Raw genomic sequence first — 26,868 nt, 5'->3', positions numbered from 1 at the left:
CAGACTGGGCCGGTGATCTGGGCGGCGATCCGGCGGCATCGGGAACGGGCCGGCCCGGCCAGCCTCACCGTCTGGGCGTGGGTGGCCGACGCGATCCTCGCCCTGGTGCTGGCCCTGGGCGTGGTGACCGCCATCAACGGTGACCGCCTCCTCGCGGTGCCCGCACCGGGGACCTCGCAGTCGGCACGCGTCGAACGGCCGAGTCGGCCGGTCCTCCCGCTCACACGGGTGACCCCGGTACCACCAGTGGAACCGGTACCGTCGGTGGCCCCGGAACCGCGGGAGGTGCCGTCACTCGCGGGCCCGGGTCAGGTGTTCCCATCGCAGTTCGTCGCCGTCCAGACGCCGGTCGCCGACTGGCAGCTGGCGCTGGCCGTCCTCGCCGCGCTACCGCTGGCCGCGCGGCGGCGGTTCCCGCTGGCGACCTACGGGTGCGTCATCGCCGCCGCGTCGTTACTCCAGCTGGACCTGCACATCGATGACCTGACGACGTTCACCTTCACGGCCTGCCTGATAGCCGGGTACAGCGCGGCGATGTACAGCCCGCACCGGGCGTGGGCGGCGGCGGGCATCGCCGGCGGTGCCGTGCTGCTCGCGCTCGGCCACCACACGACGATCCCCAGGATCAGCTCTGACTACTTTCCCTTCCTGGTCCTGATCCCGCTCGGCCTCGCGGCGAACGCTGCCCACACCCGCACTCAGCGCGCGCGGGTGCAGGAGGCGGAACGGGCCGCGGCGAGCCGGCAGGCCACCGATCAGGAGCGGGCCCGCATCGCACGCGAGCTGCACGACGTCGTCACCCACAATGTGAGCGTGATGGTGATCCAGGCCGGCGCCGCCCGCAAGGTGCTCGACGCCAACCCCGATCTGGCGCGCGAGGCCATCCGTGCGGTCGAGACCAGCGGCCGCAGCGCGATGACCGAGCTGCGTCACGTGATGGGCCTGCTGACGATGAGTGGCGGTGCCCCGGATGGCGGGGACGACGGCCCGGGCCCCAGCCCACAGCCGGGGCTCGGCCGGGTCGACGAGCTGGTGCGGCGCGTTCGCGACACCGGAGTGGACGTCGAGCTGAGTACGACGGGAACGCCGGTGCCGTTGCCCGCCGGCGTCGACCTGGCCGCGTTCCGCGTGGTGCAGGAGGCCCTGACCAATGCCGTCAGGCACGCCGCCGGGGCGCGGGTCCGGGTCGCCGTGGCCTACGCACCGGGTCTGGTCCGGGTCGAGGTGACCGACAGCGGCGGCGTCCGGGCGGCGGCCGCCGGGGCGGGCAGCGGCGCCGGGCTGCTCGGCCTGCGGGAACGGCTCGCCGTCTACGGCGGCACGCTGGCGGCGGGCCCGCGCCCGACCGGCGGGTACCGGGTGATGGCCGAGATCCCGCTGGACGGCCCGTGACCCCGCCACGGGTGGTCGTCGCCGACGACCAGGCGCTGGTCCGGGCCGGGTTCCGGATGATCCTCACCGCCGACGGGATCGAGGTGGCCGCCGACGCCGCCGACGGCGCCCAGGCCGTCGACGCTGTCCGGCGGACCCGCCCGGACGTCGTGCTCATGGACATCCGCATGCCGGTGATGGACGGGCTGGAGGCCACCCGCCGGATCCTGAGCGGCACGACGGAGGCGCCCCGGGTGATCATCCTGACGACGTTCGACGTCGACCAGTACGTCTACGCGGCGCTGACCGCCGGGGCCAGCGGCTTCCTGCTCAAGGACGTCAGTCCCGAACAGCTGGTGGCCGCCGTCCGGCTGGTCCGCGCGGGGGACGCGCTGCTCGCGCCGACGATCACCCGCCGGCTGGTGGAACGGTTCGCCTCACCGGAGCGGGTGGCCGCCGCGACGCACCGCGACCTGGCGACGCTCACCCCGCGGGAGCTCGAGGTCCTCCGGTTCCTCGCGCGTGGTCTGAGCAACGCCGAGCTGGCCGCACGTTTCCAGCTCAGTGAGGCCACGGTGAAGACTCATGTGGCCCGGATCCTCGGCAAACTGCGGCTGCGGGACCGGGTGCAGGCGGTCGTCGTCGCCTACGAGACGGGACTGGTCACCCCAGGGGGCCGCCTCTGAGCGGTCCGGTCGCGCCCGGACCCGGCCCAGCCGGACCCGACGCTCCGGGCCCGGGACCGGCCGCGTCGACCCCGGGCGAGTCCGCCCCGGGCACCTCAGCCCCAGATACGTCGGCCCCGGCAGCACCGGTCCCGACCCGATCACGGCCCGACGCCTCGAGGAGGACGGGCTCCGCCGGCACCGACTCGAGGAGGCCCACCGCGAGCGGGACCGGCTCGAGCGGGTCCCGCTCGACGTGGTGGGCACCGCGCATCGCCGACGCCGCCGCGGCGATGAGGCCGAGCAGGGCCGAGGCCACGAACACGACGACGAGGCCGTCGTGGAACGGCGTCGAGATGAGGTGGGGGAAGAACTCGCGACCGGTGACGGTCGCCCGGTGGTCCGGCGTCAGGTCGTCCAGCGTGCTGGTCGAGCTCAGCAGGTGCTCGACCGGGTTCAGGCCGAGCACCGCGGCGAACAGCGACGCGACCGGGGGCAGGGAACCGACCTGCTGGGCGACGTCGGCGGGCACGCCCTCCGCCCGCAGACCGGCGGAGAAGGCGCCCGGCAGGCTGCCCGCCAGCCCGGCGACCATGAGTGAGAAGAAGAGCCCGATGGACAGCGCGCCGCCGGCGTTCTGGAAGGTCGAGCGCATCCCGGATCCGACCCCGCGCAGGTGCGCCGGGACGCTGCTCATGATCGAGGACGAGTTCGGCGCGGCGAACATTCCGGCGCCGATGCCGTTCACGGTGATCAGCAGGCCGAACGCCCAGTAGGAGAAGTTGACGGGCAGCAGCATGAGGCCGACGAAGCTGCCCGCGAACACCAGCATCCCGGTGGTGGCCAGGCCGCGGGCGCCGGAGCGGTCGGACAGGAACCCCGACAGCGGGCCTGCCACGAGGACACCGGCGGTCAGTGGCAACAGGTAGATTCCGGCCCAGAACGGGGTGTCGTCGAAGTCGTAGCCGTGCAGGGGCAGCCAGATCCCCTGCAGCCAGATGATCAGCATGAACTGCAGACCGCCGCGCGCGACCGACACCGCCAGGCCGGCCGCGTTCCCGGCGCTGAAGGCCCGGATACGGAACAGCGAGAGCTCGAACATCGGCGACTCGAACCGCTTCTCGATCACGACGAAGGCGGCCAGCAGCGCCACGCCCCCGATGAGCAGCACCAGGACCTTGGGGCTGATCCAGGCCATCGCGTGGTTCTTGTAGGGCTGCAGGCCCTCGGTGACGGCGATCAGCACCGCCCCCAGGCCCACCGAGAAGGTGATGTTGCCCCACCAGTCGAAGCGGCCCCGTTCCGGGCGGTCCCGGCGCTCGGGCTCGCGCAGCGTCCGGTAGGCCCAGATGGTGCCGAACACACCGACGGGCACGTTCACCCAGAACACCGCACGCCAGTCCAGGACGGCCAGCACCCCGCCGGCGACCAGGCCGATGAACTGCCCGGCGAGCGCGGCGACCTGGTTGATGCCGAGCGCCAGACCGCGCTGGTCGGGCGGGAACACGTCGGTGAGGATCGCGGCCGAGTTGGCGGCCAGCATGGAGCCGCCGACCGCCTGCAGCACGCGCCAGCCGATCAGCCACATCGCGGCGCTGCGCCCGTGGAAGGGATCGAAGGACAGCAGGATGGAGGCGACGGTGAAGACCACAAAGCCGGCGTTGTAGATCCGCACCCGGCCGAACATGTCACCCAGCCGCCCCAGCGGCACGACGAGCACCGCCTGCACCAGGCGGTATCCCATGATCATCCATAGCAGATAGCTCACGTTACCGGGCGCCAGCGGATCCAGGTCGATGCCGAGGAAGATCGGCGGCAGGGCGATCAGGACGATGGAGCCGTCGAGCGCCGACATGAAGACCGCGGCGGTCGTGTTGGCCAGGACGGCCCAGCGGCGATCGCCGTGCTTGGTGACGGCCGTCATCAGATGCGCTGCGCCAGGCGCTCGAGCAGCGGCGCGGCGGCCTTCAGGCAGGCCAGCTCGTCGTCGTCGAAGCCGCTGGACAGCGCCCGCGCGAGCTGCTCGCTGCGGGCGTTTCGCCTGTCCCGCAGCGCCTCGCGGCCGGCGTCGGCGAGCGAGAGGATCACCCGGCGGCCGTCGTCCGGATCGGGCCGGCGTTCGACGAGGCCACGCTCCTCCAGGCCGCCGAGGGTCGCCCCCATCGACTGCGGGCTGATCGTCTCCTGCTTCGCGAGGGCCGCGGCGGTGGTCGGGCCGCCGCGCTCAAGGCGCACCAGGGCCGCGATCTCCCCAACGGTCAGCTCACCGTCGGGCTGCACCAGACGCAGCCGCCGCACCAGCAGGCTCATGCTCAGCCGCAGCCCGGCCGCGATCTCGAGGAGGTCGGCGAGTTCGGCGGGTCCGGCGGGTCCGGCGGCGTCCGCCTCGACGATCTCAGCGTCAGCGAGCATTCCGTCAGCCTAGACTTACAAGTCCAGCCTGACCAGATGTGTCCTGGTCAGTGGACCGACGTCCCGGAATCGGGAGCGCCGGCCGGTGATCTGGGCTTACTGTTCGGGCATGGCTGACATCGCGCCGGTGGTTCTCGTCCACGGCCTCGCGTCGTCGAGCGAACACGGCTGGCGTGCAGCCGGCTGGATCGACCTGCTCCAGGAGGCGGGCCGTGAGGTCGTCGCGGTCGACCTGCCCGGACACGGCCGCGCCCGCCGGGACACCGATCCGGCGGCCTACCCCGACGCCGCCGCCGAGATCGCCGAGGCGTTCGCCGGGCGCGGCGCCGTCGACGCCGTGGGCTTCTCCGCCGGCGCCCACCTGTTGCTCGAGTGCGCGGTGCGCGGGCTGGCGCCGTTCAACCGGCTCGCCCTGCTGGGCGTCGGCCCGCGGCTGCTGGAGCCCCGCCCGCAGCGGGGCCCGGTGCTCGGTGCCACGCCGTCCGAGGACGACGGCACCGACATCCTGGCCCGGCTGATCCGCGGGCTCGCCCGGCGCGCCGGCAACGACATGGCGGCGGTGGACGCGTTCGCCCGCCGGCCGAGGCGGACGCTCACCACGGCCGAGCTGGCCGCCGTCGGCTGCGAGGTCCTGATCGTCACCGGCGAGCGGGACGAGGGGGCGGGCTCACCCGAGGAGCTGGCCGCGCTGTTCCCCAAGGCCACCGGACGGACCATCGAGGGCGCGGACCACTACTCCGTGCAGGCCAACCCGCGGGCGATGAACGCCGTGCTGGACTTCCTCGGCGTCTGACCGCCCCGGCGGGCAGGCGCGCGGCCAGGCGCCGACGGGTCGGTGCCCGGCCGGCCCGCGGTCTCAGTCGACGTCGATGATCTGCCCGTTGCGGAACATGTCGACGAACAGCGCGTGGTCGTGGTGGACCTGGGCGCCGTAGTCGTGCGCGAACTCGACCAGGGACGCCGTGAACGCCTTCTCGTCCGCCGAGATCGCCTCGTGGATCGCGTCCTCGGTGGAGAAGCTGACCAGGTCGTGCTCGCTCTCGTCGTCGGCGACGGCGTGCATCCGCGCGGTCGACCGGCCGAGGTCGGCGACCAGGGCGAACATCTGCTCCCGCTCGTTCACCTCGGACCAGTCCAGATCCTGGGCGTACGGCGACACCTCGGCGACGAGCTGGCCGACGCCGTCGACCTCGGTGTGGCCGAGCCAGGTGTCGCTGTCAGCCTGCAGCGCCCGCTGCGAGACGGCCGTCCGATGGCCCTGGTGGTGGAAGTACTCCCGGATCCGTTCGTCGGAGACGAAGCGGCTGACCGCCGGGACCTGCCCCTGCTTCATGTACAGGACGACGTCGTTGTCGAGCGCCTCGGTCTGGCCCTCGACCAGCAGGTTGTAGGACGGCAGGCCGGCGCTGCCGATCCCCACCCCGCGCCGGGCGACGACGTCCTTGACGGTCAGCGACACCGGGCGGGTGCGCCGGCCCGGCGGCACTGTCGCCAGGTAGCGGTCGAACGCCTCGAGGACCTTCGCGCGGGTCTCCTCGTCAACCGCGGTGACGCCGTCGACCCGGGCGAAGCGCCGGTCGTAGTGCTCGACCACCGTGAGGTCGTCGAGCAGGCCGACCCGGGTGGAGCGCCGTGCCTGCTGCAGGAACGCGTGCACCACGCCCGAGGTGGACGTCCGGGTCAGCAGGTCCGCCGACGACCCGCCCTCGGCGAGGTCGCGGATCTTCTCCCGGTAGGCGTCCGCGCAGGCCTCGACGAGGCCCGTGATCACGGCGTCGCTGAGCGCCTTGGCGCGGCCCAGCAGCGCGAGGCTCGCCACCAGCCGGCGCAGGTCCCAGCGGAACGGCCCGACATAGGCCTCGTCGAAGTCGTTGACGTTGAAGACCAGCACGCCGTTGCTGCTCATGTAGGTGCCGAAGTTCTCCGCGTGCAGGTCACCGTGGATCCACACCCGGCTCGTCCGCTCGTCGAGGAACGGGTCGTCGATGTCGTGGATGTCGGCGTAGAAAAGCGCGGCCGAACCCCGGTAGAACGCGAACGGCGAGGCCGCCATCTTCCGGAACTTGCGCCGGAACGCGCCCGGCTCGGCGGCCATCAGCTCGCCGAACGCCGCCGTGAAGACGTCCCCGATCACCTGGGCGCGCTCGGATTCGGGGGCGGACGTCGTCATGCGCTGCGCTCCTCCTCGCGCGACTACCACTGTGGTCCGCGCGTTATCCGTTCAGCATGCCAGCGCTTCCCGGCCGGGGGCCGGGCCGGGGGCCGGTCATCTCAGCACGCGGGCGGGTTCGCGGGCGGGTTCGCGGGCGGGCTGTAGAGCGCCGCCAGGCCCGCGGCCGCGTCCGCCATCGCCGCCCGCAGCTCCGGGGGATCGAGCACCTCCAGGTCAGGGCCGAGGAGGAGCAGGTCGCCCCGGGCGTGCCGGACCGACTCGATCGGGAGCTCGGCGCGCACCCAGCCGTCGGCGTCGGGATCGCCCGCGGTCTGCTCGACGGCCCGCGCCACCGCCGGGGCGAGCCGGAAGGGAACCATCCGCCGGCCCTCCGGCGACAGGCGCACCGTGGCGGTCCCCCGGTAGACGCCGGCCTCGTACCTGGCGGTCCACTGCTCCCAATAGGCCGCCAGGTCGAACCGCTCCGGCCGTTCGAACGTCTCCGGCATCGCCTCGAGACCGAGAATCTTCGCGACCCGGTACACCCGCACGGACGCCTCGAACGCCTCCGCCGCCGCCTCAGGTGTCTCCGGTGTCTCCGGTGTCTCCGCGGGCGGAGCGTCCGCGATGTCGGCCCGGCCGTCGCCGGGGCAGGCGGCGGCTACGACGTACCAGGTGCCGCTCTTGAGGACCACACCGAGCGGCTCCAGCTCGCGGACGACCCGGCGCGGTGCGCGCCAGCGCAGGTAGGTGATCCGGATGCGCCGCCGCCCCCACACCGCACCGGCGACCTCGGCGAGCAGCGGCACCGGCTCGGCGGCACGGAACCAGCCGGGCGCGTCGAGGTGGAACAGCTCCCGCACCCGAAGTGCCCGCTCACGGGCCTCGGCCGGGAGCGCGGCGAGCAGCTTGAGCTCGGCGGCGGCGACTACCGCGCCGAAACCGAGCTCGGCGGCGGCGTCCGGGAGCCCGGCGAACAGCAGGGAGTCGGCCTCGTCCGCGGTCAGCCCGGTCAGCCGGGTGCGGTAGCCGGCGAGCAGCTCGTAACCGCCGGTGGCCCCACGCTCCGCCAGCACCGGGACGCCGGCCTCGGCGAGCGCGTCCAGGTCCCGGTAGACCGTGCGGACCGACACCTCCAGCTCGGCGGCTATCTCGCGGGCCGTCAGCCGGCCGCGGGTCTGCAGCAGCAGGAGGACGGAGAGGAGCCGGCTGGCACGCACGACCGAATTCTCCCCCGTCTCCCTCTGTCATCTCCCGGCGATACCTGACAGGAGAAGTCAGTTATCGGCGCCAGGATGGGTGTTGACAGCGCACCAACGCGTGGAACCAACGAGCGAAGGAGTTCGACCATGGCAACCACGGAGACCGCCCAGCCCAGCCAGGCCGCGCCCGTGACCTGGGCAGGGCTGATGCTCGACTGCCCGAATGCGAAGGATCTGGCGGCCTTCTACGGCGAGCTGACGGGCTGGGGCGTCGGCGGCGCGGACGAGGAGGGCGCCTGGGCGTTCCTGAGCCCGCCGGGCACCGAAATCATGATCGGCTTCCAGCGCATCGAGAGCTACCAGCCGCCGAGCTGGCCCGACCAGTCCGCGCCCCAGCAGGTCCACCTCGACTTCCGCGTGGCGGATCTGGAGGCCTCGATCAGCCTCGCGGAGAAGCTCGGGGCGACGCAGGCCGAGTTCCAGCCGGGGGGCGAGCGCTGGCGGGTGCTGCTCGACCCGGCCGGCCACCCGTTCTGCCTCTGCCCGCCGGCGCAGGAGGGCTGAGCGCGGCGTCCGCAGAGCGGCGGGTCGCGTTCATGTCACCTGTTCTTCGCCCGATGGTCGCGCTGGACAGCCACAATTGTACGGATGCGGTACTTCCCGGCGGATCCTGACCCTCGCCCGATCCGATGACACCGGCGGACGGCGACACGCCGAGCGGCCGCCACCGGCGGCCCCGGCGGCAGCCCCGTGACGGTCGCGTCCGGACGGCGTTGCCAGTGGTCGCCACGGCGGGGCTGCTGCTGCTCTGCTCCGGCGCGGCGGCCCAGCCGGAGTCGGAGCCGTTGCCATCCGATCAGGCCGGCCGGTGGAACCTGGCGGATTCCAGGCCGCCGGGCACGGCGCCGACCGACGTGGCGAGCCTCACCGAGATCCCCGCGGGCCTCGACCCGCTCGGAGAGGACTCTGGTGCGGCCGGCGATGGCGGTACCGACGCGACGACCGCCCCGGGGGACGAGACCGGCGGGGACGGGAGCGCCGGCAGCGGGAGCGGGAGCGACGACGGCTCGGTGCCGGCGGGCACTGTCATCACGGGTGGGCGGGGCGTCCCCGACCGCGTCCTCGACGCCTACCGCCAGGCCGCCGGGCGCGTCGAACGGGAGCTGCCCGGCTGCCACCTCCCGTGGGAACTCCTCGCCGCCATCGGGAAGATCGAGTCCGGCCACGCGGCGGGCCGGCCGATGGCCGACGACGGCACGGTGACCCGGCCGATCCTCGGTCCCGTCCTCGACGGCCGGGATGGGCGCGCACTGATCCGCGACTCGGACGACGGCGTGTTCGACGGCGACGCCACGCTGGACCGCGCGGTCGGCCCGATGCAGTTCATCCCGACCACCTGGCGGACGTCGGGCCGGGACGGGTCGGGCGACGGCCGCCGCGATCCGCAGAACATCCACGACGCGACGCTCGCCGCGGGCGGCTACCTCTGCGCCCACGGGCGGGACGTGAGCCGGCCGGACCAGCTGCGCGCGGCGATCTTCTCCTACAACCCGTCGGCGTCCTATGTGAACGCCGTGCTGACCTGGATGACCGCCTATCGGGAGAAGGGCGCGACCGCGCTGCCCGGCGAGCCGGCGCAGGCCGGTGACCCGGAGCCGGCTATCCCGGAGCTGACCGCCCCGGAGCCGGCTGGCGACCCCCTGGTCCCGGCCGAGCCCACGACGCCAGCTGAGCCCACCACGCCGGCTGAGCCCACCGCGCCGGCCGAACCGGGCACGCCGGCCCCCGGTGAGCCGCCGGCCGGGCCGGGGCCGTCGCTGCCTGCCGGCGGGGACGGGGGGCCCCGCGTCGAGGTCGTCCCGGAGGAGCACCGGCCGGGTGACGGGGGCGAGGTCGGCGAGGAGCCGGTGTCCGCGGCGCTGCGCGACCTTGGCATCGCGGTCACCGATCTCGCCGTCACACCGGTCGAGCTCGACGGCGCCGCCGCCGGCTTCGAGGCGCTGGACCTGACCTCGGCGCGCCGCCCGGCTCCGGCCGGACCGCTGCGGGTGGTGGCCACCGCCGCGACGGAGGCCGGGCGCCCGATCGCGAGAAGCGAGATCACGATTCCCGCCGAGCCGGACCGGCCCGCGCAGGCAGCGCCCGGGGGCACGGGAGCGGCGTCCGGGGCCGCTGGAACGACGCCCGGGGAGGAGAAGCCGACCCTGCTCGCGCGGCTCGCCGGCGGGGACCTCGCCGCGGCGGGCCTGCCCGCGGGACGGTTCGTCCTCACCCTCGAGGCGCATGCCGAGTCCGGGCGCGTGTACACGGTGCGGCTGCTGGTCAGCCAGGTGAACGTGAAAGCCTTCGTCGCCCGCCCGGCGGCCACCGGCACTCCGCCCACCGGGCACGCGCCGTCCCCGAAGCCGCCGGCGTCCGCACCCGGGCCGTCTACCGGATCGCCCGCCGGCGCACCGAGAACTCCCGTCCGGCCCGCCACTCCACCGGCCGCCTCGCCGCCAGCCACGTCGACACCGGCCACCTCAAAGCCAGCCACGTCTCCACCGGCCGCCTCGCAGCCGGCCGCCTCGCAGCCGGCCACCACGCAGCCGGCCACCACGGCGCCAGCCGCGGTGGGGTCCGGCCCCGCGACGCCCACGGCGACTCGGACGGGTGGCCCGGCGTCCGCGGCGCCGTAGGGCGCGTGTGCGGCGCGGCGCCACCGGAATGAGCACCATGGAATGAGCGCCGCCGGGATGGCGGCCGCGGCGGGCCCGCTCGTCGAGGCGGCCGTGCGCGGGGCGTGGGCCGGGGACGTCCACGATGGTGGATGTCGGATCGTGGGTGTCGGAACGGGTCGGGAAAGCGGGTGTCGGTGAGGGCACGGACGAACGGGCGGGCGCCGGAGGTGCGGGCGGTGGGCGCCCGAGGTGCCGTGAACGAGGTGCTCGTCGTGGGCGACGGGGAGCCGGTGGTGCTGGTCGCGCACGCGTGGGGGGCGTCGGCGCGGGTCATGCTGCCGACGGTGGCTGGTGTCCCCGGGACGCTGGTCGCGGTGAACTTCCGCGGCTATGGGGGCTCGTCGCCCCGGCCGAACGGCTGGACGTACGCCGACCTCGCCGAGGAGCTGGCCGGCGTCGCCCGTGCGGTGGGGGCCAGCGCGGCGGTCGGGCAGAGCATGGGCGCGGGCGCGCTGCTCGCCCTGGCCGACGGCGAACCGGACCTGTTCACGGCGATGGCGCTGCTGCTGCCCCCGGCGGTCGACGAGCCGATCCCGGCCGAGATCCACGAGATGTTCCGGCGCGTCCACGTCGCCAGGCTGGCCGGTGACCCGGCGGAGCTGCGGGCCGAGATCGCGCGGTGCATGTCCCCGGAGCTTCGGGACGCCCGTGGCGGCGCCGTCTACCTGCGCGCGTACGCGCTCATGCTGATGGCCTGCTCGGCGCCCACCGAGCGGCCGGGGAACGCGCCCGTCCCGGACCGCGCCCGGCTGGCGCGGGTGCGCGCGCGGACGCTGGTCGTCGGCCAGGAGGGCGACCTCATCCACCGCACGGAGACGGCACTGGCCCTCGCCGCGGCTCTTCCCGCCGCCCGGTCACATGTGTTCCCGGCAACAGCACCGATGTGGAGCGAACGGCTCGCGCTGCGCACGCTGCTGACCGACCACCTGGCCCCGGCTGACATCCCGGCGCTGGCGGGTCATCGGGCGGTGACCGACCCGCCGGGTACGGCCGATCCGCTGAGCTGACCGTTCACCCGGCCGGTCGAGCCCCGCCCCGCCCCGCGGCGCGCGGACGGCACGGTATCGTCGATGCCGGTCGAGGGGCGCTGCAACGGACCGAGGTCCGCCACGCTCGATCGGAACCTCATCCGCAAGGGCGCCTCCCACAACCGGGAGGTGTGCGCGATGGCAGGATCCGGATCGCTCGACGAGGTGTCGGTCCCCGCCGGCACTGTCGGAGGCGAGCAAGCCGAGGCCGGCGCCGGCGCACGGCCCGAACCCGGCGGTGCCGTCCGGCCGGCGGCCGCCGGCAGCGAACAGGCGCTGCGGGAGCTGCTGGAGCAGCGGGTCGTCGTCCTCGACGGGGCCTGGGGCACGATGCTGCAGAACGCCGGCCTCACCCCCGCCGACTACCGCACGGAGCGGTTCGCCGACCACCCGAAGGACGTCACCGGCGACCCGGACCTGCTGAACCTGACCCGGCCGGACGTCATTCTCGACGTGCACCGGCAGTACCTGGCGGCCGGCGCGGACATCACGACCACGAACACGTTTACCGCGACGAGCATCGCCCAGGCCGACTATGGCCTGCAGTCGCTCGTGCGGGAGATGAACGTGCGGGGCGCGCAGCTGGCCCGCCAGGCCGCCGACGAGGCGGGCGGGCGGCGGTTCGTCGCCGGGTCGATCGGGCCGCTGAACGTCGCGCTCTCGCTGTCGCCGCGGGTCGAGGACCCGGCCTACCGGGCGGCAACCTTCGACGAGGTCCGGGACTCCTACGCCGAGCAGATCGAGGCTCTCGCCGAGGGCGGGGTCGACCTGCTCCTCATCGAGACGATCTTCGACACGCTCAACGCGAAGGCCGCGATCGCCGCCGCCCGCGAGGTCGCGCCCCAGCTGCCGCTGTGGATCTCGGTGACGATCGTCGACCTGAGCGGGCGGACGCTGTCGGGGCAGACCGTCGAGGCGTTCTGGAGCTCCATCGCGCACGCGAACCCGCTGGTCGTCGGGGTGAACTGCTCGCTGGGCGCCGACGAGATGCGCCCGCACGTCGCCGACCTCGCCCGCCTCGCGGGGACGTACACGGCCTGCCATCCCAACGCCGGCCTGCCGAACGCGTTCGGCGGCTACGACCAGTCCCCGGAGGAGGCCGGCCGGCTGATCGGCGAGTTCGCCGAGGCGGGCATGGTCAACATCGTCGGCGGCTGCTGCGGGACGACCCCGGCGCACATCGCGCGGATCGCCGCCGCGGTCGCCGGCGCGGCACCGCGCCCGGTTCCGGCGCTGCCGCCGCGCACCCGGTTCAGCGGGCTGGAGCCGTTCGAGATCGGCCCGGACACCGGGTTCGTCATGATCGGCGAGCGCACCAACGTCACCGGTTCGGCGCGGTTCCGCCGGCTGATCGAGGGCAACGACTTCCAGGGCGCCATCGACGTCGCCCTGGAGCAGGTGCGCGGCGGCGCGAACCTGCTCGACGTCAACATGGACGCCGACCTGCTCGACAGCGAGCGGGCGATGACGACCTTCCTGAACCTGCTGGCCACCGAGCCGGAGGCGGCCCGGCTGCCCATCATGATCGACAGCTCCCGCTGGACCGTGCTGGAGGCGGGCCTGCGCTGCGTGCAGGGCAAGGGCGTGGTCAACTCGATCAGCCTCAAGGAGGGTGAGGAGCCCTTCCTCGAGCAGGCCCGGCGCATCCGCGACTTCGGCGCCGGCGTCGTCGTGATGGCCTTCGACGAGCAGGGCCAGGCCGAGACCGCCGAGCGCAAGGTGGCCATCTGCGGCCGCGCCTACGACCTGCTCACCCAGCGGGTCGGCTTCCCGGCCGAGGACATCGTCTTCGACCCGAACGTGCTCGCCGTCGCCACCGGAATCGCCGAGCACAACGGCTACGCGAAGGCCTTCCTCGACGCGCTGCCGCTCATCAAGCAGCGCTGCCCCGGGGTGCACATCAGCGGTGGCATCTCGAACCTGTCGTTCTCCTTCCGCGGCAACGACGTCGTCCGCGAGGCGATGCACTCGGCGTTCCTCTTCTACGCCGTGCAGGCCGGGCTCGACATGGGCATCGTGAACGCCGGCCAGCTCGCGGTCTACCAGGACATCCCCGCGGACCTGCTCGAGCTCGTCGAGGACGTGCTCTTCGACCGGCGGGACGACGCCACCGACCGGCTCGTCTCGTTCGCCGAGACGGTGACCGGCAGCGGCACGAAGCGCGTCGTGGACCTGTCGTGGCGCGAGGGGCCGGTGGAGCAGCGGCTGTCCCACGCGCTCGTGCACGGCATCGTCGACTTCATCGAGGCCGACACTGAGGAGGCCCGGGCCAGCGCGGCCCGCGCGCTCGACGTGATCGAGGGCCCGCTGATGGACGGCATGAAGATCGTCGGTGACCTGTTCGGCTCCGGGAAGATGTTCCTGCCGCAGGTCGTGAAGAGCGCCCGGGTGATGAAGCGCTCCGTCGCCTACCTGGAACCGTTCATGGAGGCCGAGAAGCAGCAGGCGCTGCTGGACGGCACCGCCAGCTCCGACCGCAGCGGCAACGGCAAGGTGGTCCTCGCGACGGTCAAGGGCGACGTCCACGACATCGGCAAGAACATCGTCGGTGTGGTCCTCGGCTGCAACAACTACGAGGTGATCGACCTGGGGGTGATGGTCCCCGCGAAGGTCATCCTCGACACGGCGGTGGCCGAGAGCGCCGACGCGATCGGCCTGTCCGGCCTGATCACCCCGTCGCTGGACGAGATGGTCTCGGTGGCCACCGAGATGCAGCGCCGCGGGCTGAAGCTGCCGCTGCTGATCGGCGGCGCGACCACCTCACGCCAGCACACCGCCGTGCGCATCGCCCCCGCCTACGACGCCACAACCGTCCACGTGCTGGACGCCTCCCGTGTCGTCGGCGTGGTCTCCGACCTGCTGGACAGCGACCGGGCCGCCGACCTCGCCGTGCGCAACCGGGACGAGCAGCAGCACCTGCGTGAGCAGCACGAGAAGCGCCAGCAGCAGCCGCTGCTCACCCTCGCCCAGGCGCGGGCGAACCGCGAGCGGGTCTCGTTCGACGAGCTGCCCACACCGGCGTTCACCGGCATCCGGGTCGTCACGCCGGAGCTCAGCGCGCTGCGCGAGATGATCGACTGGCAGTTCTTCTTCCTCGCCTGGGAGCTGAAGGGCAAGTACCCGGCGATCCTCGACCAGCCGGTCGCCCGCGAGCTGTTCGACGAGGGCAACGCGCTCCTCGACCAGATCATCGCGGACGGCTCCCTGCGCGCCGAGGGCGTCTACGGCTTCTGGCCGGCCAACTCGGACGGCGACGACATCCTGATCGACGTCGGCGCCGGCGATGGTGGCGGTGACGCCGGTGCCGGCCTCGGTGCCGACGCGGCGGGCCGGCTGCGGGTACCGATGCTGCGCCAGCAGACCGCCAAGCCCACGGGACGCCCGAACCGCAGCCTCGCCGACTACGTGGCCCCGGCCGGCGACCATCTCGGCGGGTTCGCGGTGGCCATCCACGGCGCCGACACGCTCGCGGCCGCCTTCGAGGCCCGGCAGGACGACTACCGGTCGATCATGGTCAAGGCGCTCGCCGACCGGCTGGCCGAGGCGTTCGCCGAGTACGTCCACCTCGAGGCGCGCCGCGCCTGGTTCGAGCCCGGGTCCGAGCCGGCGCTGGCGGACCTGCACGCCGAGCGGTTCCGCGGCATCCGCCCCGCCTTCGGCTACCCGGCGAGCCCGGACCACAGCGAGAAGCAGGCCCTGTTCGACCTGCTGGACGCCGGCCAGGTCGGCCTGGGCCTGACCGAGTCCTTCGCGATGACCCCGGCCGCCGCCGTCAGCGGGCTGATCTTCGCCAGCCCGGCGTCGCGGTACTTCACCGTCGGGCGCATCGGCCGCGACCAGGTCGAGGACTACGCCGCGCGGCGCGGCCTGACGGTCGGCGACGTCGAGCGCTGGCTGCGCCCGAACCTCGCCTACGACCCCGAGTAGGGATCTCGTCCCGCGCGGCTGGCCAGAACCCGGCCGCGCGGGGCGCACCCCGCCCTCTCCCCGCCTTCCCTTGTTCCGCCTTCCCTTGTTCCGCCTTCGACGGCGGGCCCGGCGATGCCTCGGTCAGGCATAGCCGAACAACGGAGGAAAGGCGAGGACCACGATCCAGGCCCAGACGGCGTACACCGGCAGGTAAGAGGTCTGCCAGCGTTCGAGCGCCGCGAATGGCGTGTGCCGGCGGACCAGCTTCAGCAGGAGCCACGCCGACCAGGCGAGGTTCGCCAGCAGGATGGCGTTCTCCCCGAGCGCCGCGGCCTTGTTGGGCGTGGTGCCGTACTCGGTGATGCGCCCGGTGACCGCCAGCAGGACCAGCACGTCGATGGCCAGCGCGCTCACCACCAGGGCGAGCTGCAGCCGGTCGAACAGGTCGGGCGGGGCCAGCGGATCGCGGGCTGACATCGAGTAGAGCAGCAGCCCCAGGACGACGACCAGCAGCAGGTCGAACAGGATCAGCGCGTCCCGCTCGACGTCGATGCCGGTGCCGGTGCAGCAGACGGCGATGAGGAAGGCCAGCAGGACCACGGTGAACAACGGGGTGAACAGCCTGGTGAGCACCGGGGCGATGTTCTCCACCACGCTCTGCTTCGCTTCGACGAGCCACCCGGCCACGATGACCCCGGCTGCCGCTCCACAGGGAAGGAGCCACTGCGAGATGAAGTCGTCCGAAACGATTCCGATGGCTTCGAAGGTGCCGGCCGTGAACACGGTGAGCACACCGCCGCCGAGGGCGATGAGGACGAAGTAGACGAACCATTCGCCGGTGAAGCGGATGAAGTCCATGCGTCTGCGCGACGACCGCCAGTCGTCCGCGGCGTAGGCCAGGCCCACCACGAGCCACAGGGCGATCGGCAGGTGGATGCTGGTGACGACCACCGACTGCGAATCGTCGCCGAGCGGGTAGACGTTGGCCGCCACCGCGCCGAGCGCGAACAGCGCCGCCAGGATCCCGACCAGCGGGCGCGGGGCCTGGCGGCGCCAGGCGAGGAAGCCGGCCAGCCACGGCAGGACGAACAGGCTGAGGTTCGGCCCGTAGAACGAGGCCGAACCGTCGTCGGTCATCCGCACGCCGAACAGCTCCGGCGCCTTGACAGACACCGCCGCGCCCGCGGCGCAGAGCACCAGCATCCGCAGGTCGCGCCGCGAGCGGGTGTCCGCGGCCGGGCCGCCGGTCAGGACCAGCTGTTTCCACAGCCGTTCCGAATGCTCCCGGGCGAACTCGCGGGACAGCTCGTCGAGGCTGCCCATCCGTTTGACCGCGACCAGGAACGCCTCGTCGGCGCTCAGGCCGGCCATGACGAGCTCGTCGACGGAACCGCGGAGATGGTCCTCGAGCTCGTCGGCGTCGGCGGTCCGCAGCTCCCGGCGGCGCTGCGCGTAGTGACGCCACTGCGCGAACTGCGCCTCCAGCGCGTCCAGCGGCTGCTGTGCCTCCAGCGCCTGCTGGCCCTCCTGTGCCGTCATGCGTGGCCCTCCACTGGGATCGCCGGGATGGCTGGGATGGCCGTCAGCGGGCCGCGGTCGCCGAGGCCCGTCCAGATCTCCTTGAGCGCGTCCACGACCGTGTCCCACTGACGGCGCTGCTCGGCCAGTTCAGCCAGGCCGGTGTCGGTGATGCGGTAGTACTTGCGCCGGCGCTCGCCGGTGGCCGACCGCCAGCTCGACTCCACATGACCGAGGCGCTCAAGCCGGTGCAGCAACGGGTAGAGCAGGCCCTCGGTCCAGTCCAGCTCGCCGCCGGACAGCTCGTTGATCCGCTTGAGGATCGCGTAGCCGTAGCTCTCCTCCTCCGCCAGGATGCCGAGCACGATCGGCGTCGCCGAGGCGGCCACCAGATCCTTGGCGACCTTCACGACACCTCCCCTCGGTACCCTAGAAGCTCCATGCATAGTACTGCTAGGTAATCTTGGGAGACAACAGGGCGCGACACGCGTCCGTGTTCGGAGCGTCGCGTGGCGATGTCATCGCATGCCGAAGCCGGCAGGCGGGACGAGACGGCTCGAACCCGGGAGGCCCGGCGCGGGCGAGCGGTCCGTCAGGCCAGGGGGCTCCGGCGCAGGCAGCTACCCGGCCACGCTGGTGTGGGCGGGGAACTTCGGCATCTGGGTGCCGGTCGAGCCCGGGCTCGACTTCGACGACACCAGGGACCGGGTCGAGCGGCTCTCGCGTACCAGCGGGGCCGTCGCGCCGGGTCTGGTGCGCTGGAAATGGCAGGTGCGGGAACGCGCCGGGCGGGCCCGGCTCGACGACCCGGCGCTACGCCCCGACGACGGCGCCATCCGCTCGGCGCTGGCCCGGCTGGCCGAACGCGGCGGCTCGCACAGGACCGTCCCGCCCCGGGCAGGCCCTACCGCCGGTGACCTGACCTGCGGCGGGCTCAGGGCTGGCGGACTCAGAGGGCTGGCGGACTCGGGGCTGGCGGACTCAGCTGCTGACGATCTCGCTGATCTGCATGACGGGGGTGATCGTCGTGTAGTTCGGCAGGTCGACGCTCATGGCTGTGCTGTCGGCGCTCATCGCCGCCTGGAGCGCCTCCGCCGACTCGAAGAGGAAGTGCGACGCCGCCACGTACGGCCCGCGGATGCCCTGGTCGACCTCGACCTCGGTGAGCCCCCACATCCGGCAGGCCATCGGGATGTGCTTGTTCACGTAGTAGTCGAGGTCGAACGTCGCGCCCTCGGTCCTCGGGTAGAACACGCTCAGCCGGATCACGGCCTCGACCTCCTCGTTCACCGCGCCTGCCGGATGAGACGCGTTCATCCCAGCTTCTCCCAGAACACACCGCCCACGCACCCGTTGGCCGGAAACAGCGACGCTTACGTACTCGTCAGATGGCTGGGGTCGTCCAGGGCGGCGGTCGTGAGCCAGCGGTCGCGGTAGGCGGACGGGCTCTCTCCCGTCCACGCCCGGAAGGCACGTGCGAGCGCGCTCGCGCTGCCGAAGCCCACCTCGGTGGCGATCTCGCCGACCGAGGTCGTCGGCGTGCTCAGCAGTGCCATGGCCCGGATCAGCCGGACCTGCCGCAGGTACTCCCGCCACGACTGCCCCAGGACGGCCGCGAACCGCCGGCGCAGCACCCGCTCCGAGATGCCGACGGCCCGGCACACCCGGGCCGCTGTGACCTCGGCGAGGTGGTCCGTGGTGTAGGCCATCACGTCCCGGACGACGGGATCGTCCGCGGTGGGCAGCGACAGTGGTGCCTCGTGCGCGAGCTGGCCGCGGACCACCGCGGCCAGCGCCCTGAAGAAAGTGTCGGCCTCGGCGTCGTCCTCGCCCCGGCCGATCGGCCATCGGGTCGCGTACCGCATCATCTCCCGCAGCACCGGCGGCACGGGAATGACGGCGGCCCGCGAATACGGGAAGTCGAAGACCGCGGGGTCGAAGAACACCGCGATCGTGGTCACGTTCCTGAGCAGGGGCGAGTGCTCCACCCCGGCCGGCACCCACGCGGCGTAGGACGGCGGCATCAGATAGTGGGTCGTCGGTGTGCGGATCTCCGCGAGACCGGAAACGGCGTACTCGACCTCGTGCAGGTCGTGCCGGTGCCAGTAGGAGATCAACTCGTCCGCCCGGTGCTCCACCGTGCCCGCGCCGACCGTCACGCACCGGCGCATGGGGAGAAAAGGCACTGCCGTCACGCTGGAATCGTAGGCGACCAGCCGGTCCGGGCGGGGCCGCCGCGTACGCGGGAAGGCCGGTCCGAACTGGGCCGCCGCGGTACGCGGGAAGGCCGCTGCGGTCGCGCGCCGATGCCCGCGGCGTCCCTACAGTCAGGCCGGTCCGATGGCCACTGTTGCCGAGGAGGCGACGAAGAATGGACGAGCGGGACTTCGGGGCGTCCGCGCAGGTGCTCGCGAAACTGGACCACCTGGGCGTGCCCGAACTCGAGATCCTCTACAAGCTGGAAAGGACGTCAGGACAGCTCTATTTCCATCTGGCGGACAACATCGGCAACGAAGAAGCCGCCGAGCTGCTTCGCCGCAACGGCCGGGAGGAACTGGGCCACGCCAACCGGATGGGACAGGCCATCGGCATCAAACTCGGACGCGCCTACGAGGCCTCGGCGGACATGAAGGCGGGATATCCCGTCGCCGCGCCCACCGCCGTCGACGCGGCCCTGCTGAGCGCCATCGTGCGCGGCGAACGCGCCGGCGACGCCGACTACCAGCGGTGGGCGGCGTCCGAGACGGACGAGAAGGTCGCCCGCCTGCTCCGGATCAGCGGCACCGAGGAGTCCGCGCACGCCGACCGGGTGGCCCGCGCGATCACTCTGCTGGATTCGGCCGGCTGACAGCCGACGATCCGCAGGTGTTTCAACTGCGGCCGACGGAGCGGGGGACTGAGGCCGGGCCGGCCACCGGGCGGGGAATCACCGGCGCGTCCCGGCCGGTCCCCCCACCGCCGGCCCTGCCACGCTCACTCACCTTCTCCTCGTGGTATTCCTCCTCGACGTTTACCTTCCAGATGTCGTGCCCGGCGTCGTCGAGGATGTTCTCCACCGTGAGCATGGCGGTCAGCATCGAGTGATCGGCGTTGTTGTAGCGGTGCATGCCGTTCCGGCCGACCGGATGCACATTGGGAACATGTAGCGCCAGCCATTCCCGCATCACCTCCACGTTCCGCCGGTAGAACTGGTCATAGGTCGGATACGCCTTGGGGACGCGGACGACGTAGCCCCGCTCGACCGCGCCGGGGCGGACCAGCCCGAGGGCCTCGAGCTCGGCGGTGCCCAGCGCGACCAGCTCGTCGTCCGGACGAACCCACATGTCGTCGCCCTCGAAGACGAAGAACTCGAGCCCGAGGCAGGTCCTGCCCTCCTTGACCAGGTACGGGGACCACGACCCGTAGTTCTGGATGCGCCCCACCCGCACCCCGGGGTCATGGATGTAGATCCAGTTGTCCGGGAAACCGAACTCCTCCGGCACGATGAGCGCGACGGTCAGGTAGTCGCGGTAGCGCAGATCGTTGGCCGCGTCGAGAACATGTGCTGGCGGCGGCGGATCCATGCTGGTGAGCAATGTCGACATCGGCATCGACGAGATGACGTGATCGGCCGGCACTCGCGCGCACTCACCGGACCGCGTCCGCACGGTGACCGCGACCGCCCGGCCGTCCTCGTGGTGGATCCTGGTCGCGGACGCGTTCATCACGACCCGCCCACCCAGTTTCTCGACCTTGACCGCGGCCGCCTCCCACATCATTCCCGGCCCGTACTTGGGGTAACGGAACTCCTCGATGAGGCTGGTTATCTTCTTCTGGTTACGCTTCGGAAGTACCGCATTCACGATGGCGGCGGCAAGCGACAGACCTTTTACCCGCTGGGCCGCCCAGTCGACCGGCATCTGGCTTACCGGCATCCCCCACACCTTCTCGGTGTAGGTCTTGAAGAAGGTCCGGTAGAGGCGCCATCCGAACCGCGCCACCAGCCATGCCTCGTAGTTGGTCGCCCGCTCCTTCGGAGGCCGGACGCGCGCCCACAGGTACGACGCGATGGCGAGCGACGCCTCGCCCAGGCCGAGGTTGCGGAGCGCGTTGAGCGCCTTCAGCGGGTAGTCATAGAGCTTTCCGCGGTAGTAGATCCTGCTCATCCGGGGGCGCAGCAGAAAATCCTCCTCGGGCAGGATCTCGCGCCAGAGCGCATCCACCTGCGAGACCTTCGTGAAGAAGCGATGGCCGCCGATGTCGAAACGCCAGCCGTCACGCACGACGGTGCGACTGATGCCGCCGACCACGTCGTCGGCCTCGTAGCAGGAGACCGGCGCACCCCTGGTCGCGAGCTGGTAGGCGGCGGTCAGTCCCGCCGGCCCGGCTCCGATCACGACGGTGTGCGGGCGGTCGCTGGGCGGGGTGTCGGGGTTGGGCACTCGTCTCTCCTTGAACGGAAGCTGGGCCGGCACGAGCGGCCGTCCCGCCCGCCGCGCGCCAGCCAGAAGCCAAGATTGGACGTCTACGCCTAGAAGGTTGGACATCTGCGTCCAAGGTTAGCCTGACCCGATGCCAGGCAACGAAGGCGGGCCCCCGCGAGCGCGGCGCGGCCTTCCCGCCAAACGCGAGGCGATCATGGCGGCGGCACTCGATCTCTTCGTCCGCCAGGGATACGCGGCCACGACACTCGACGACATCGCCACCGCGACGCCGGTCTCGAGGCAGACCGTCTACAACCACTTCGGCGACAAGGAGACGCTGTTCCGTGCGGTCATCGACACGCACCTGAACGCGACCCTCGAGGCGTTGCACGCCCCAGCCGACCGGCCGACCACCGGCCCGGCCGAACGCCCGGTGGACGCCGAGTCGCAGCTGAACGATCTCGCGAGACGCCTGACAGCGATCTTCCTCAATCCCCGGACGGCGTCACTGCGGCGACTCCTCCAGTCGGAGGGCCCTCGCCAACCACATCTGCTCGAGCTGTGGCGCACCCGCGTCGCCGGCCCCGTCTGGTCGGAGGTGATCAGCCAGCTGACCCGGCTCACGCACGCCGGCGCGCTGCGCATCGACGATCCCGTCAGGGCCGCGAGCCAGTTCATCGTCCTGGTCACCGGCACGGCCTGGCAGATCACCGAGGTGGGTGTCTTCCTCTACCCGCCCCCGCCGGGCGTGGACGGCGAGCAGTTGGACACCGCGGTCCGCTCCTGCGTCGCGCTGTTCGTCCGCGGCTACCGGCAGACGACCCATTGACCCACTTGGCGTGAAGCTCCCAAAACCAAACCCGTCAGTACAGTGAATGCTCGTCGGCCACCCGCGAGGGAGCGCCCGGCCGCCGCCGGGCCGGCCGCCCTCACCGCCGGGGGCCGGTCAGCTCACCGGCGAAGAAGTCCAGGGTGGCGCGGGTCTTCGTCTGCTGCGGCCCGCTGAGATCGACACCGTACCGGCGCAGGACGTCCGCCGTGCGCCCGGCGACGCGCAGCGCCTCGGCGGGCCGGCAGCGGGTGGAAAGCTCGAGGATGCGTGAGCCGTCGGGATACGTCCACCGCTCCGCGAGCAGCGCGCGGTCGTGACCGGCGGGGATGATTTTGACCCGGCGGGCGTCCACCGGGCCGAACACCGCGAGATCGTCGACGTTGAGCCGGGCCGGCAGGCGGGTGGCGAGCAGCCGCAGCTGCGGCGGGGTGAACAGCCGGTGCAGCGCCCGCCGCCGGGCCATCGCCCGGTCGACGTCGGCGGCGTCCAGCCGGGCCCGCAGCGCCCCGGAGCAGACGTACCGGCCGGGCATACCGTCGATCTCGACGATGAAGTTGCGGGAGCGGCGCAGCCGCGGCGGGACCTCGGCCGGGACGACGGGCCGCAGCTTCACCACCGCGTCGTCGGCGCGGCCGGCGATGCTGCGGACCCGGGCCACCACACCGTTGCGGTGCAGCGCGCGCTCGGGAGTGTCCAGGTAGAAGACCCGCAGCGCCCGGGCGCGGGTGAACTCGATGCCGAGCGCGGCGCAGGTCGCCTCGTGCGCGGCCACGGGCACGACCAGCTTCAGCTCGACCCGGTCGGCCTCGCCGGTCAGCGCCAGCAGGTCGTCGAGATCGGTGTCGGAAAGCTGCCAGAACCGCTGCGCGGCGTGTCGATGCCGGGCGGATCGGGCCCCGCCGGCCACACCCTCCTCGCCGACCCCAAAGCGGGCCCGGTCACGGGGACTGGAGTGAGCGCGGGTCATCAACCGCCATGATAAGAGAACGTGGCGTTCACTTGCCGGCCAAAAATCGTCTGCGTAACCGTCACCCCCCGTTCACGACACCGTGTCACGACGCGGCGCCCGCGGCCCGGGGACGGAACGCGGCCGACGCGCCGGACGGTCAGTGGCCGCCCGGCGCCGGCCTGTGCGCGCTCAGTCGTCGACGAGCTTGATGGCCTGCTTGGGGCAGGCGGTGACGGCCGCGCGGACGTCCTTGACGAGGTCCTCCTCGGGGCGCTCGTCCAGCACGTTCAGATAGTCGTTGTCGTCGAGCTCGAACACCGTGGGAGCGAGTCCCACGCACAGCGCGTTGCTCTCACAGAGCTTGAAGTCCACGACCACTCGCATGCTGACCTCCATCGGGCAGTTCGGACAGTGCGGACGTCCGTCGTCCCGCCGGCCTCAGCCTTGCCCGCGGGCCGGCCGTCCGATGGACGTCAGAGCTTCGCGCGGGGGTGCCGCGCGCGGAGGTCAGGCTACGACTTCTTCGCCCACGAGGGTCGTTCGGTGCATCAACCGGCGCGACGTCGCCGTGTACGGGATCGCCCGGTGCAGCATGCCGGTGTTGTCCCAGATCACGAGGTCGCCGCGGTGCCAGTGATGACGCAGGACGAACCGCGGCTGGGTCGACCACTCGAGGAGCCGGTCGAGCAGGGCGCGGCTTTCGTCCGCCGGCCAGCCGACGACGTGGTCGGTCGTCGCGCCGACCAGCAGCGACCTGCGGCCGCTGCGGCGGGTCCAGACCAGCGGGTGCTCACGGGCCGGCACCCGCGCCCACAGCGCGCGGGTCCGCTCCGACGCGTCGGGCTCGGCCAGCGACTGTGAGGCCGCGAAGCTGTGCACGACGCGCAGCTTCGCGAACTGCTCCTTCTCGGCGTCGGAGAGCGCCTCGTAGGCGGCGTAGGTGTTGGCGAACTCGGTGTCGCCGCCCTCGTCGGAGACCTGGTGGGCCGTCAGCAGCGTGGCCTTCTGCGGCAGCTCGTCGTTGGCCCCGTCGATGTGCCAGAAGAAGGTTCCCCGCCGGTAGGCGGCCAGGACACTTTCGGCGGGGTCCAGAGTGATCTTCGAGATCTCGGGGTGGGTGTCCGTGCCGCCCACGGGGGCGACGACCACCTGGCCGAGCAGGCGACTGAAGGCGACCAGGTCGTCGTCGCCGACATGGGTCTCGCGGTAGACGACGACGCCGTGGCGTTCCAGCAGGACCTGACAGTCGGCCGCGACCGCCGGGTCGGCGAGCTGGTGGCCGGCGAGGCCGGCGATCTCGACGCCGACCTCCGGGCTGATCTCGGTGACGGTCACGGCCATGACTACTCCTGTCGGGTCTGGGTGTGCCACCACCCGGGGGGGACGGCGCCGTGCCGGGTCGCTCGTCCGGCGGTCAGGTCTGGGTGAGGTCGTCGTCGAGCTCGAGCTCGAACGAGCGCATCATCAGCGCCAGGGTCTCGTACGCGCCGACCGTGAAGATGATGTCCAGCAGCTGCTGGGTGTCGAGCTTGGCTACGAGGATCTCCCAGGTTCCGGCGCCGATCGCACCCTCGGTGAGGAGCTCGTCCACCGCGCGGATCAGCGCCGCCTCGACCGGGTCCCAGAAGGGCGCGTCCGGGCCCAGCGCGATGCGTGTGATCTCGTCGTCGGTCAGGCCGATGTCGTGGCCCATGACGACGTGCTGCGTCCACTCGTAGTAGCACTTGCGCAGTGCCGCCACCCGCAGGACGATGATCTCCCGCTGCCGCAGCGTCAGCGTCGTCGCGCGCTGGATGTGGCCGTTGAACGTGAAGAAGGCGTGCGCCAGCTTGGGGTGGTGGGCGAGCGTCCCCAGTGTGTTCAGCGCCTTGGGCTTGCCCTCGGAGGGCATCGGAGGGTGCAACGGCTCGGGCGGCGTCAGGGCTGCCAGGGCCGGACGCATCTCCTTCGGCCATTCCCTGAGGGGAAGCGGGTCGATACGTGCCATATCAGAGGTTCCTCCGCCCTTGAACCGGTAAACACCCGGCAACCGATAGTGATACCGATCACACAGCAGGTCAATAGTACTGTGATAACCGGCGCGAGCCGCCCGAACCGAACGAATCCCAAAAAATGCCTATCACCTGACGTTGGGCCGGTCAAGACCCACAGATCAATTCCGTCCGGCCGATCACCGCCTCCGACACCGCGTCACGGACGGTATTCGACCTCCCGGAATTCCGGCGCCACCACGATGCCCGGAAAACCTTATATGACACACCCGAGAACCACCTTACCGCCTACAACCCCGCTGGTGACGCCCCAGGACAGGACCCGACCTCCGGGCCCGGCCTGGCCTGGCCTGGCCGCTGGTGGACGTGAGCACCGCAGCCGTCGATTGCATTTTTTGGTAATCATCCTCTCCTCGACAGAGAGGATGATTTTCGATCATCGGCGATAATCAACTCAGCCCGGATTAGTTTCTGAACACCCGATTTATCAAGACCCCGACCCCAGGAGGCTCCCCGGCCGGGAGACAGTGCGGAGATACTCGGAGCAGGCGTCCGGCGGGCAGTCAGGTGCCCTTCACGAAGGGATAGATCCGGGTGAAGTCGGCACCGGGTGCCGCGGCCGCGAACCGCTCCCACACCGACGCCGTGACCGCCCCGATCCGCGAGTTCGGTGAGTTCGGTGAATTCTGTGGGCTTCGCACGGCACCGTCGTGCTCCTGGACGGCCGCCAGATAGAGCGCGACGTCCTTCGCCATCAACGAGTTGGTGAAACCAGCCGCGTAGCGTTCGGTGAGTACGTGGTTGGGGAACTTGTCGCCGGTCGCCGAGCTCCGGCCGCTCGCGCCGTTCAGCACGTCGAGCATCGTGGCCATGTCGAGCCCGGCCGCGGTGCCGAAGGCGATCGCCTCGCTGGTCGCCGCCAGCGCCGTCGCGGAGAGGAAGTTGTTCGCCAGCTTCAGCGCCTGGGCCAGGCCCGGCTCGTCGCCCACTCTGGTCCGGCGGTCGCTCAGGCCGGCCAGGACGGGCGTGACCGCCGCGCAGTCGGCGTCGGACCCGGCGAACATCACCGCGATCGTGCGCGCCCGGGCGCCCGCCACACCACCCGACACCGGCGCGTCGACGTAGCCGACACCGGCGCCGGCCAGCCGGCCGGCGATCCGGCGCGCGGCGGCCACCCCGACCGTCGAGGTGTCGACGACGTACGCCGCCCGCCGGCCGGCCAGCGCGACGATCTCACCGGCGACCTGCTCGGACGCCGCCCCGTCGGGCAGGCTGAACACGACGGTGTCGGCCCGGCCGGCGACCTCGGCGACGTCGACCGCGCCGGCTGCTCCCACCGGGACCCGATCCGGGCCGGCCGCGTCGTGGGCGACGACGTCGAACCCGGCCGCGACCAGGTTCGCGGCCAGGGCGCCGCCCATGCTCCCCAGGCCCACGAATCCGACCGTCGCCCTCGTGCCCGCCATCACGCCCATCCTCGTCGCCGCGACCGCCTCGCCCGGGCGACGGCGCTCGGGCGGCGGCGGCCCGGTCGGGCCGGGACCTTCCTCCGGCGCCGCCACGAACGACAGCTTCGCAGAAAGTAGACTGATGCGTCTACTTGATTCACCGGCGTGATCGAGCCATGGGCACAAACCCGGCGGGGGTGCTTTCCCGCGGCGTTCACCCTGAGTCCACCGCCCGGCAGCCGCAGGCTCCGAGAATTTCTCTCAGCCG

Annotated in this window: 23 protein-coding genes and 1 riboswitch; of the genes, 9 read left to right on the top strand and 14 right to left on the bottom strand. The window is 72.1% G+C overall.

Features of this window, described 5'->3' with window-relative positions:
- Nucleotides 1–12 precede the first annotated feature (12 nt).
- Entirely contained in the window at nucleotides 13–1,392 is a 1,380-nt protein-coding gene (locus tag FRANEAN1_RS08090) for a sensor histidine kinase (RefSeq protein ID WP_157472455.1), read from the top strand.
- On the top strand, nucleotides 1,389–2,057 hold the full coding sequence (locus FRANEAN1_RS08085; protein WP_041253848.1) for a response regulator transcription factor: 669 nt from the start codon (nucleotides 1,389–1,391) through the stop codon (nucleotides 2,055–2,057). The genes FRANEAN1_RS08090 and FRANEAN1_RS08085 overlap by 4 nt, the downstream gene beginning before the upstream one ends.
- Here the strand turns inward: FRANEAN1_RS08085 and FRANEAN1_RS08080 are convergent.
- Complete coding sequence (locus FRANEAN1_RS08080) at nucleotides 2,035–3,960, bottom strand: MFS transporter (RefSeq protein WP_020459262.1); 1,926 nt, start codon at nucleotides 3,958–3,960, stop codon at nucleotides 2,035–2,037. The two genes, FRANEAN1_RS08085 and FRANEAN1_RS08080, sit on opposite strands and share 23 nt — an antisense overlap.
- The gene (locus tag FRANEAN1_RS08075; protein ID WP_020459261.1) at nucleotides 3,960–4,448 is read right to left on the bottom strand and encodes a MarR family transcriptional regulator; all 489 of its coding nucleotides are present in this window, start codon (nucleotides 4,446–4,448) and stop codon (nucleotides 3,960–3,962) included. The genes FRANEAN1_RS08080 and FRANEAN1_RS08075 overlap by 1 nt, the downstream gene beginning before the upstream one ends.
- 109 nt (nucleotides 4,449–4,557) lie before the next feature.
- Here FRANEAN1_RS08075 and FRANEAN1_RS08070 point away from each other — a divergent pair, with 109 nt between their 5' ends.
- Nucleotides 4,558–5,241: an alpha/beta hydrolase gene (locus tag FRANEAN1_RS08070; protein WP_041253846.1), complete on the top strand. Its 684-nt coding sequence runs from the start codon at nucleotides 4,558–4,560 to the stop codon at nucleotides 5,239–5,241.
- Nucleotides 5,242–5,304: 63 nt separating this feature from the next.
- Here FRANEAN1_RS08070 and FRANEAN1_RS08065 read toward each other — a convergent pair whose 3' ends face one another.
- Together FRANEAN1_RS08065 and FRANEAN1_RS08060 are read right to left on the bottom strand one after the other, a co-directional pair.
- Nucleotides 5,305–6,618, bottom strand: coding sequence for a DUF2252 domain-containing protein (locus FRANEAN1_RS08065; protein WP_020459259.1), 1,314 nt, complete (start codon nucleotides 6,616–6,618; stop codon nucleotides 5,305–5,307).
- 101 nt (nucleotides 6,619–6,719) lie between these two features.
- Nucleotides 6,720–7,820 carry a WYL domain-containing protein gene (locus FRANEAN1_RS08060; protein WP_020459258.1) on the bottom strand — a complete coding sequence of 367 codons (1,101 nt, stop codon included), beginning with the start codon at nucleotides 7,818–7,820 and terminating at the stop codon, nucleotides 6,720–6,722.
- A gap of 129 nt (nucleotides 7,821–7,949) precedes the next feature.
- On the opposite strand from FRANEAN1_RS08060, the gene FRANEAN1_RS08055 reads away from it, so the two are divergent.
- The 4 genes from FRANEAN1_RS08055 (at nucleotide 7,950) to metH (ending at nucleotide 15,477) form a co-directional block, all read left to right on the top strand.
- Nucleotides 7,950–8,366, top strand: coding sequence for a VOC family protein (locus tag FRANEAN1_RS08055; protein ID WP_020459257.1), 417 nt, complete (start codon nucleotides 7,950–7,952; stop codon nucleotides 8,364–8,366).
- Between the two features lie 215 nt (nucleotides 8,367–8,581).
- On the top strand, nucleotides 8,582–10,480 hold the full coding sequence (locus tag FRANEAN1_RS36870) for a lytic murein transglycosylase (RefSeq protein ID WP_347177031.1): 1,899 nt from the start codon (nucleotides 8,582–8,584) through the stop codon (nucleotides 10,478–10,480).
- 218 nt (nucleotides 10,481–10,698) lie between these two features.
- Nucleotides 10,699–11,529 carry an alpha/beta fold hydrolase gene (locus FRANEAN1_RS08045; protein ID WP_020459255.1) on the top strand — a complete coding sequence of 277 codons (831 nt, stop codon included), beginning with the start codon at nucleotides 10,699–10,701 and terminating at the stop codon, nucleotides 11,527–11,529.
- 66 nt (nucleotides 11,530–11,595) lie between these two features.
- Nucleotides 11,596–11,672: riboswitch (S-adenosyl-L-homocysteine riboswitch) on the top strand.
- Nucleotides 11,673–11,688: 16 nt separating this feature from the next.
- A complete protein-coding gene (gene metH / locus FRANEAN1_RS08040; protein ID WP_020459254.1) occupies nucleotides 11,689–15,477 on the top strand; it encodes a methionine synthase in 3,789 nt (1,262 codons plus the stop codon).
- 123 nt (nucleotides 15,478–15,600) lie between these two features.
- Here metH and FRANEAN1_RS08035 read toward each other — a convergent pair whose 3' ends face one another.
- From FRANEAN1_RS08035 to FRANEAN1_RS08020, 4 genes are all read right to left on the bottom strand, one after another.
- Nucleotides 15,601–16,998, bottom strand: coding sequence for a permease prefix domain 1-containing protein (locus tag FRANEAN1_RS08035; RefSeq protein ID WP_020459253.1), 1,398 nt, complete (start codon nucleotides 16,996–16,998; stop codon nucleotides 15,601–15,603).
- The gene (locus FRANEAN1_RS08030) at nucleotides 16,995–17,387 is read right to left on the bottom strand and encodes a PadR family transcriptional regulator (protein ID WP_020459252.1); all 393 of its coding nucleotides are present in this window, start codon (nucleotides 17,385–17,387) and stop codon (nucleotides 16,995–16,997) included. The genes FRANEAN1_RS08035 and FRANEAN1_RS08030 overlap by 4 nt, the downstream gene beginning before the upstream one ends.
- A gap of 571 nt (nucleotides 17,388–17,958) precedes the next feature.
- Entirely contained in the window at nucleotides 17,959–18,294 is a 336-nt protein-coding gene (locus tag FRANEAN1_RS08025; RefSeq protein ID WP_020459251.1) for an EthD family reductase, read from the bottom strand.
- 56 nt (nucleotides 18,295–18,350) lie between these two features.
- Complete coding sequence (locus tag FRANEAN1_RS08020) at nucleotides 18,351–19,172, bottom strand: AraC family transcriptional regulator (protein WP_347177030.1); 822 nt, start codon at nucleotides 19,170–19,172, stop codon at nucleotides 18,351–18,353.
- 176 nt (nucleotides 19,173–19,348) lie between these two features.
- On the opposite strand from FRANEAN1_RS08020, the gene FRANEAN1_RS08015 reads away from it, so the two are divergent.
- Nucleotides 19,349–19,825, top strand: a complete 477-nt coding sequence (locus tag FRANEAN1_RS08015; RefSeq protein WP_020459249.1) for a ferritin-like domain-containing protein — start codon at nucleotides 19,349–19,351, stop codon at nucleotides 19,823–19,825.
- A gap of 22 nt (nucleotides 19,826–19,847) precedes the next feature.
- Here the strand turns inward: FRANEAN1_RS08015 and FRANEAN1_RS08010 are convergent, their stop codons facing one another.
- Nucleotides 19,848–21,398, bottom strand: a complete 1,551-nt coding sequence (locus tag FRANEAN1_RS08010) for an NAD(P)/FAD-dependent oxidoreductase (RefSeq protein WP_020459248.1) — start codon at nucleotides 21,396–21,398, stop codon at nucleotides 19,848–19,850.
- 130 nt (nucleotides 21,399–21,528) lie between these two features.
- Here FRANEAN1_RS08010 and FRANEAN1_RS08005 point away from each other — a divergent pair, with 130 nt between their 5' ends.
- Nucleotides 21,529–22,209, top strand: coding sequence for a TetR/AcrR family transcriptional regulator (locus tag FRANEAN1_RS08005; protein ID WP_020459247.1), 681 nt, complete (start codon nucleotides 21,529–21,531; stop codon nucleotides 22,207–22,209).
- Nucleotides 22,210–22,309: 100 nt separating this feature from the next.
- Here FRANEAN1_RS08005 and FRANEAN1_RS08000 read toward each other — a convergent pair whose 3' ends face one another.
- The 5 genes from FRANEAN1_RS08000 to FRANEAN1_RS07980 form a co-directional block, all read right to left on the bottom strand.
- The gene (locus tag FRANEAN1_RS08000; protein ID WP_347177029.1) at nucleotides 22,310–23,179 is read right to left on the bottom strand and encodes an adenylate cyclase; all 870 of its coding nucleotides are present in this window, start codon (nucleotides 23,177–23,179) and stop codon (nucleotides 22,310–22,312) included.
- 171 nt (nucleotides 23,180–23,350) lie between these two features.
- Entirely contained in the window at nucleotides 23,351–23,545 is a 195-nt protein-coding gene (locus FRANEAN1_RS07995) for a ferredoxin (RefSeq protein ID WP_020459245.1), read from the bottom strand.
- 123 nt (nucleotides 23,546–23,668) lie between these two features.
- Nucleotides 23,669–24,502: a TauD/TfdA family dioxygenase gene (locus FRANEAN1_RS07990; protein WP_020459244.1), complete on the bottom strand. Its 834-nt coding sequence runs from the start codon at nucleotides 24,500–24,502 to the stop codon at nucleotides 23,669–23,671.
- Between the two features lie 73 nt (nucleotides 24,503–24,575).
- Complete coding sequence (locus tag FRANEAN1_RS07985; RefSeq protein ID WP_020459243.1) at nucleotides 24,576–25,148, bottom strand: carboxymuconolactone decarboxylase family protein; 573 nt, start codon at nucleotides 25,146–25,148, stop codon at nucleotides 24,576–24,578.
- Between the two features lie 567 nt (nucleotides 25,149–25,715).
- A complete protein-coding gene (locus FRANEAN1_RS07980; protein WP_020459242.1) occupies nucleotides 25,716–26,618 on the bottom strand; it encodes an NAD(P)-dependent oxidoreductase in 903 nt (300 codons plus the stop codon).
- Nucleotides 26,619–26,868 lie beyond the last annotated feature (250 nt).

The sequence above is a fragment of the Parafrankia sp. EAN1pec genome, from assembly GCF_000018005.1.
GTDB lineage: Bacteria > Actinomycetota > Actinomycetes > Frankiales > Frankiaceae > Parafrankia > Parafrankia soli.
This window is presented reverse-complemented; position numbering and strand designations above follow the sequence as displayed.

What these genes read in the sequence shown, in the direction of transcription:
- FRANEAN1_RS08080 (WP_020459262.1), bottom strand. Translation starts at nt 3,960, where the DNA reads ATGACGGCCGTCACCAAGCACGGCGATCGCCGCTGGGCCGTCCTGGCC.
- FRANEAN1_RS08075 (WP_020459261.1), bottom strand. Translation starts at nt 4,448, where the DNA reads ATGCTCGCTGACGCTGAGATCGTCGAGGCGGACGCCGCCGGACCCGCC.
- FRANEAN1_RS08070 (WP_041253846.1), top strand. Translation starts at nt 4,558, where the DNA reads ATGGCTGACATCGCGCCGGTGGTTCTCGTCCACGGCCTCGCGTCGTCG.
- FRANEAN1_RS08065 (WP_020459259.1), bottom strand. Translation starts at nt 6,618, where the DNA reads ATGACGACGTCCGCCCCCGAATCCGAGCGCGCCCAGGTGATCGGGGAC.
- FRANEAN1_RS08055 (WP_020459257.1), top strand. Translation starts at nt 7,950, where the DNA reads ATGGCAACCACGGAGACCGCCCAGCCCAGCCAGGCCGCGCCCGTGACC.
- metH (WP_020459254.1), top strand. Translation starts at nt 11,689, where the DNA reads ATGGCAGGATCCGGATCGCTCGACGAGGTGTCGGTCCCCGCCGGCACT.
- FRANEAN1_RS08035 (WP_020459253.1), bottom strand. Translation starts at nt 16,998, where the DNA reads ATGACGGCACAGGAGGGCCAGCAGGCGCTGGAGGCACAGCAGCCGCTG.
- FRANEAN1_RS08025 (WP_020459251.1), bottom strand. Translation starts at nt 18,294, where the DNA reads ATGAACGCGTCTCATCCGGCAGGCGCGGTGAACGAGGAGGTCGAGGCC.
- FRANEAN1_RS08015 (WP_020459249.1), top strand. Translation starts at nt 19,349, where the DNA reads ATGGACGAGCGGGACTTCGGGGCGTCCGCGCAGGTGCTCGCGAAACTG.
- FRANEAN1_RS08005 (WP_020459247.1), top strand. Translation starts at nt 21,529, where the DNA reads ATGCCAGGCAACGAAGGCGGGCCCCCGCGAGCGCGGCGCGGCCTTCCC.
- FRANEAN1_RS08000 (WP_347177029.1), bottom strand. Translation starts at nt 23,179, where the DNA reads ATGACCCGCGCTCACTCCAGTCCCCGTGACCGGGCCCGCTTTGGGGTC.
- FRANEAN1_RS07995 (WP_020459245.1), bottom strand. Translation starts at nt 23,545, where the DNA reads ATGCGAGTGGTCGTGGACTTCAAGCTCTGTGAGAGCAACGCGCTGTGC.
- FRANEAN1_RS07990 (WP_020459244.1), bottom strand. Translation starts at nt 24,502, where the DNA reads ATGGCCGTGACCGTCACCGAGATCAGCCCGGAGGTCGGCGTCGAGATC.
- FRANEAN1_RS07985 (WP_020459243.1), bottom strand. Translation starts at nt 25,148, where the DNA reads ATGGCACGTATCGACCCGCTTCCCCTCAGGGAATGGCCGAAGGAGATG.
- FRANEAN1_RS07980 (WP_020459242.1), bottom strand. Translation starts at nt 26,618, where the DNA reads ATGGCGGGCACGAGGGCGACGGTCGGATTCGTGGGCCTGGGGAGCATG.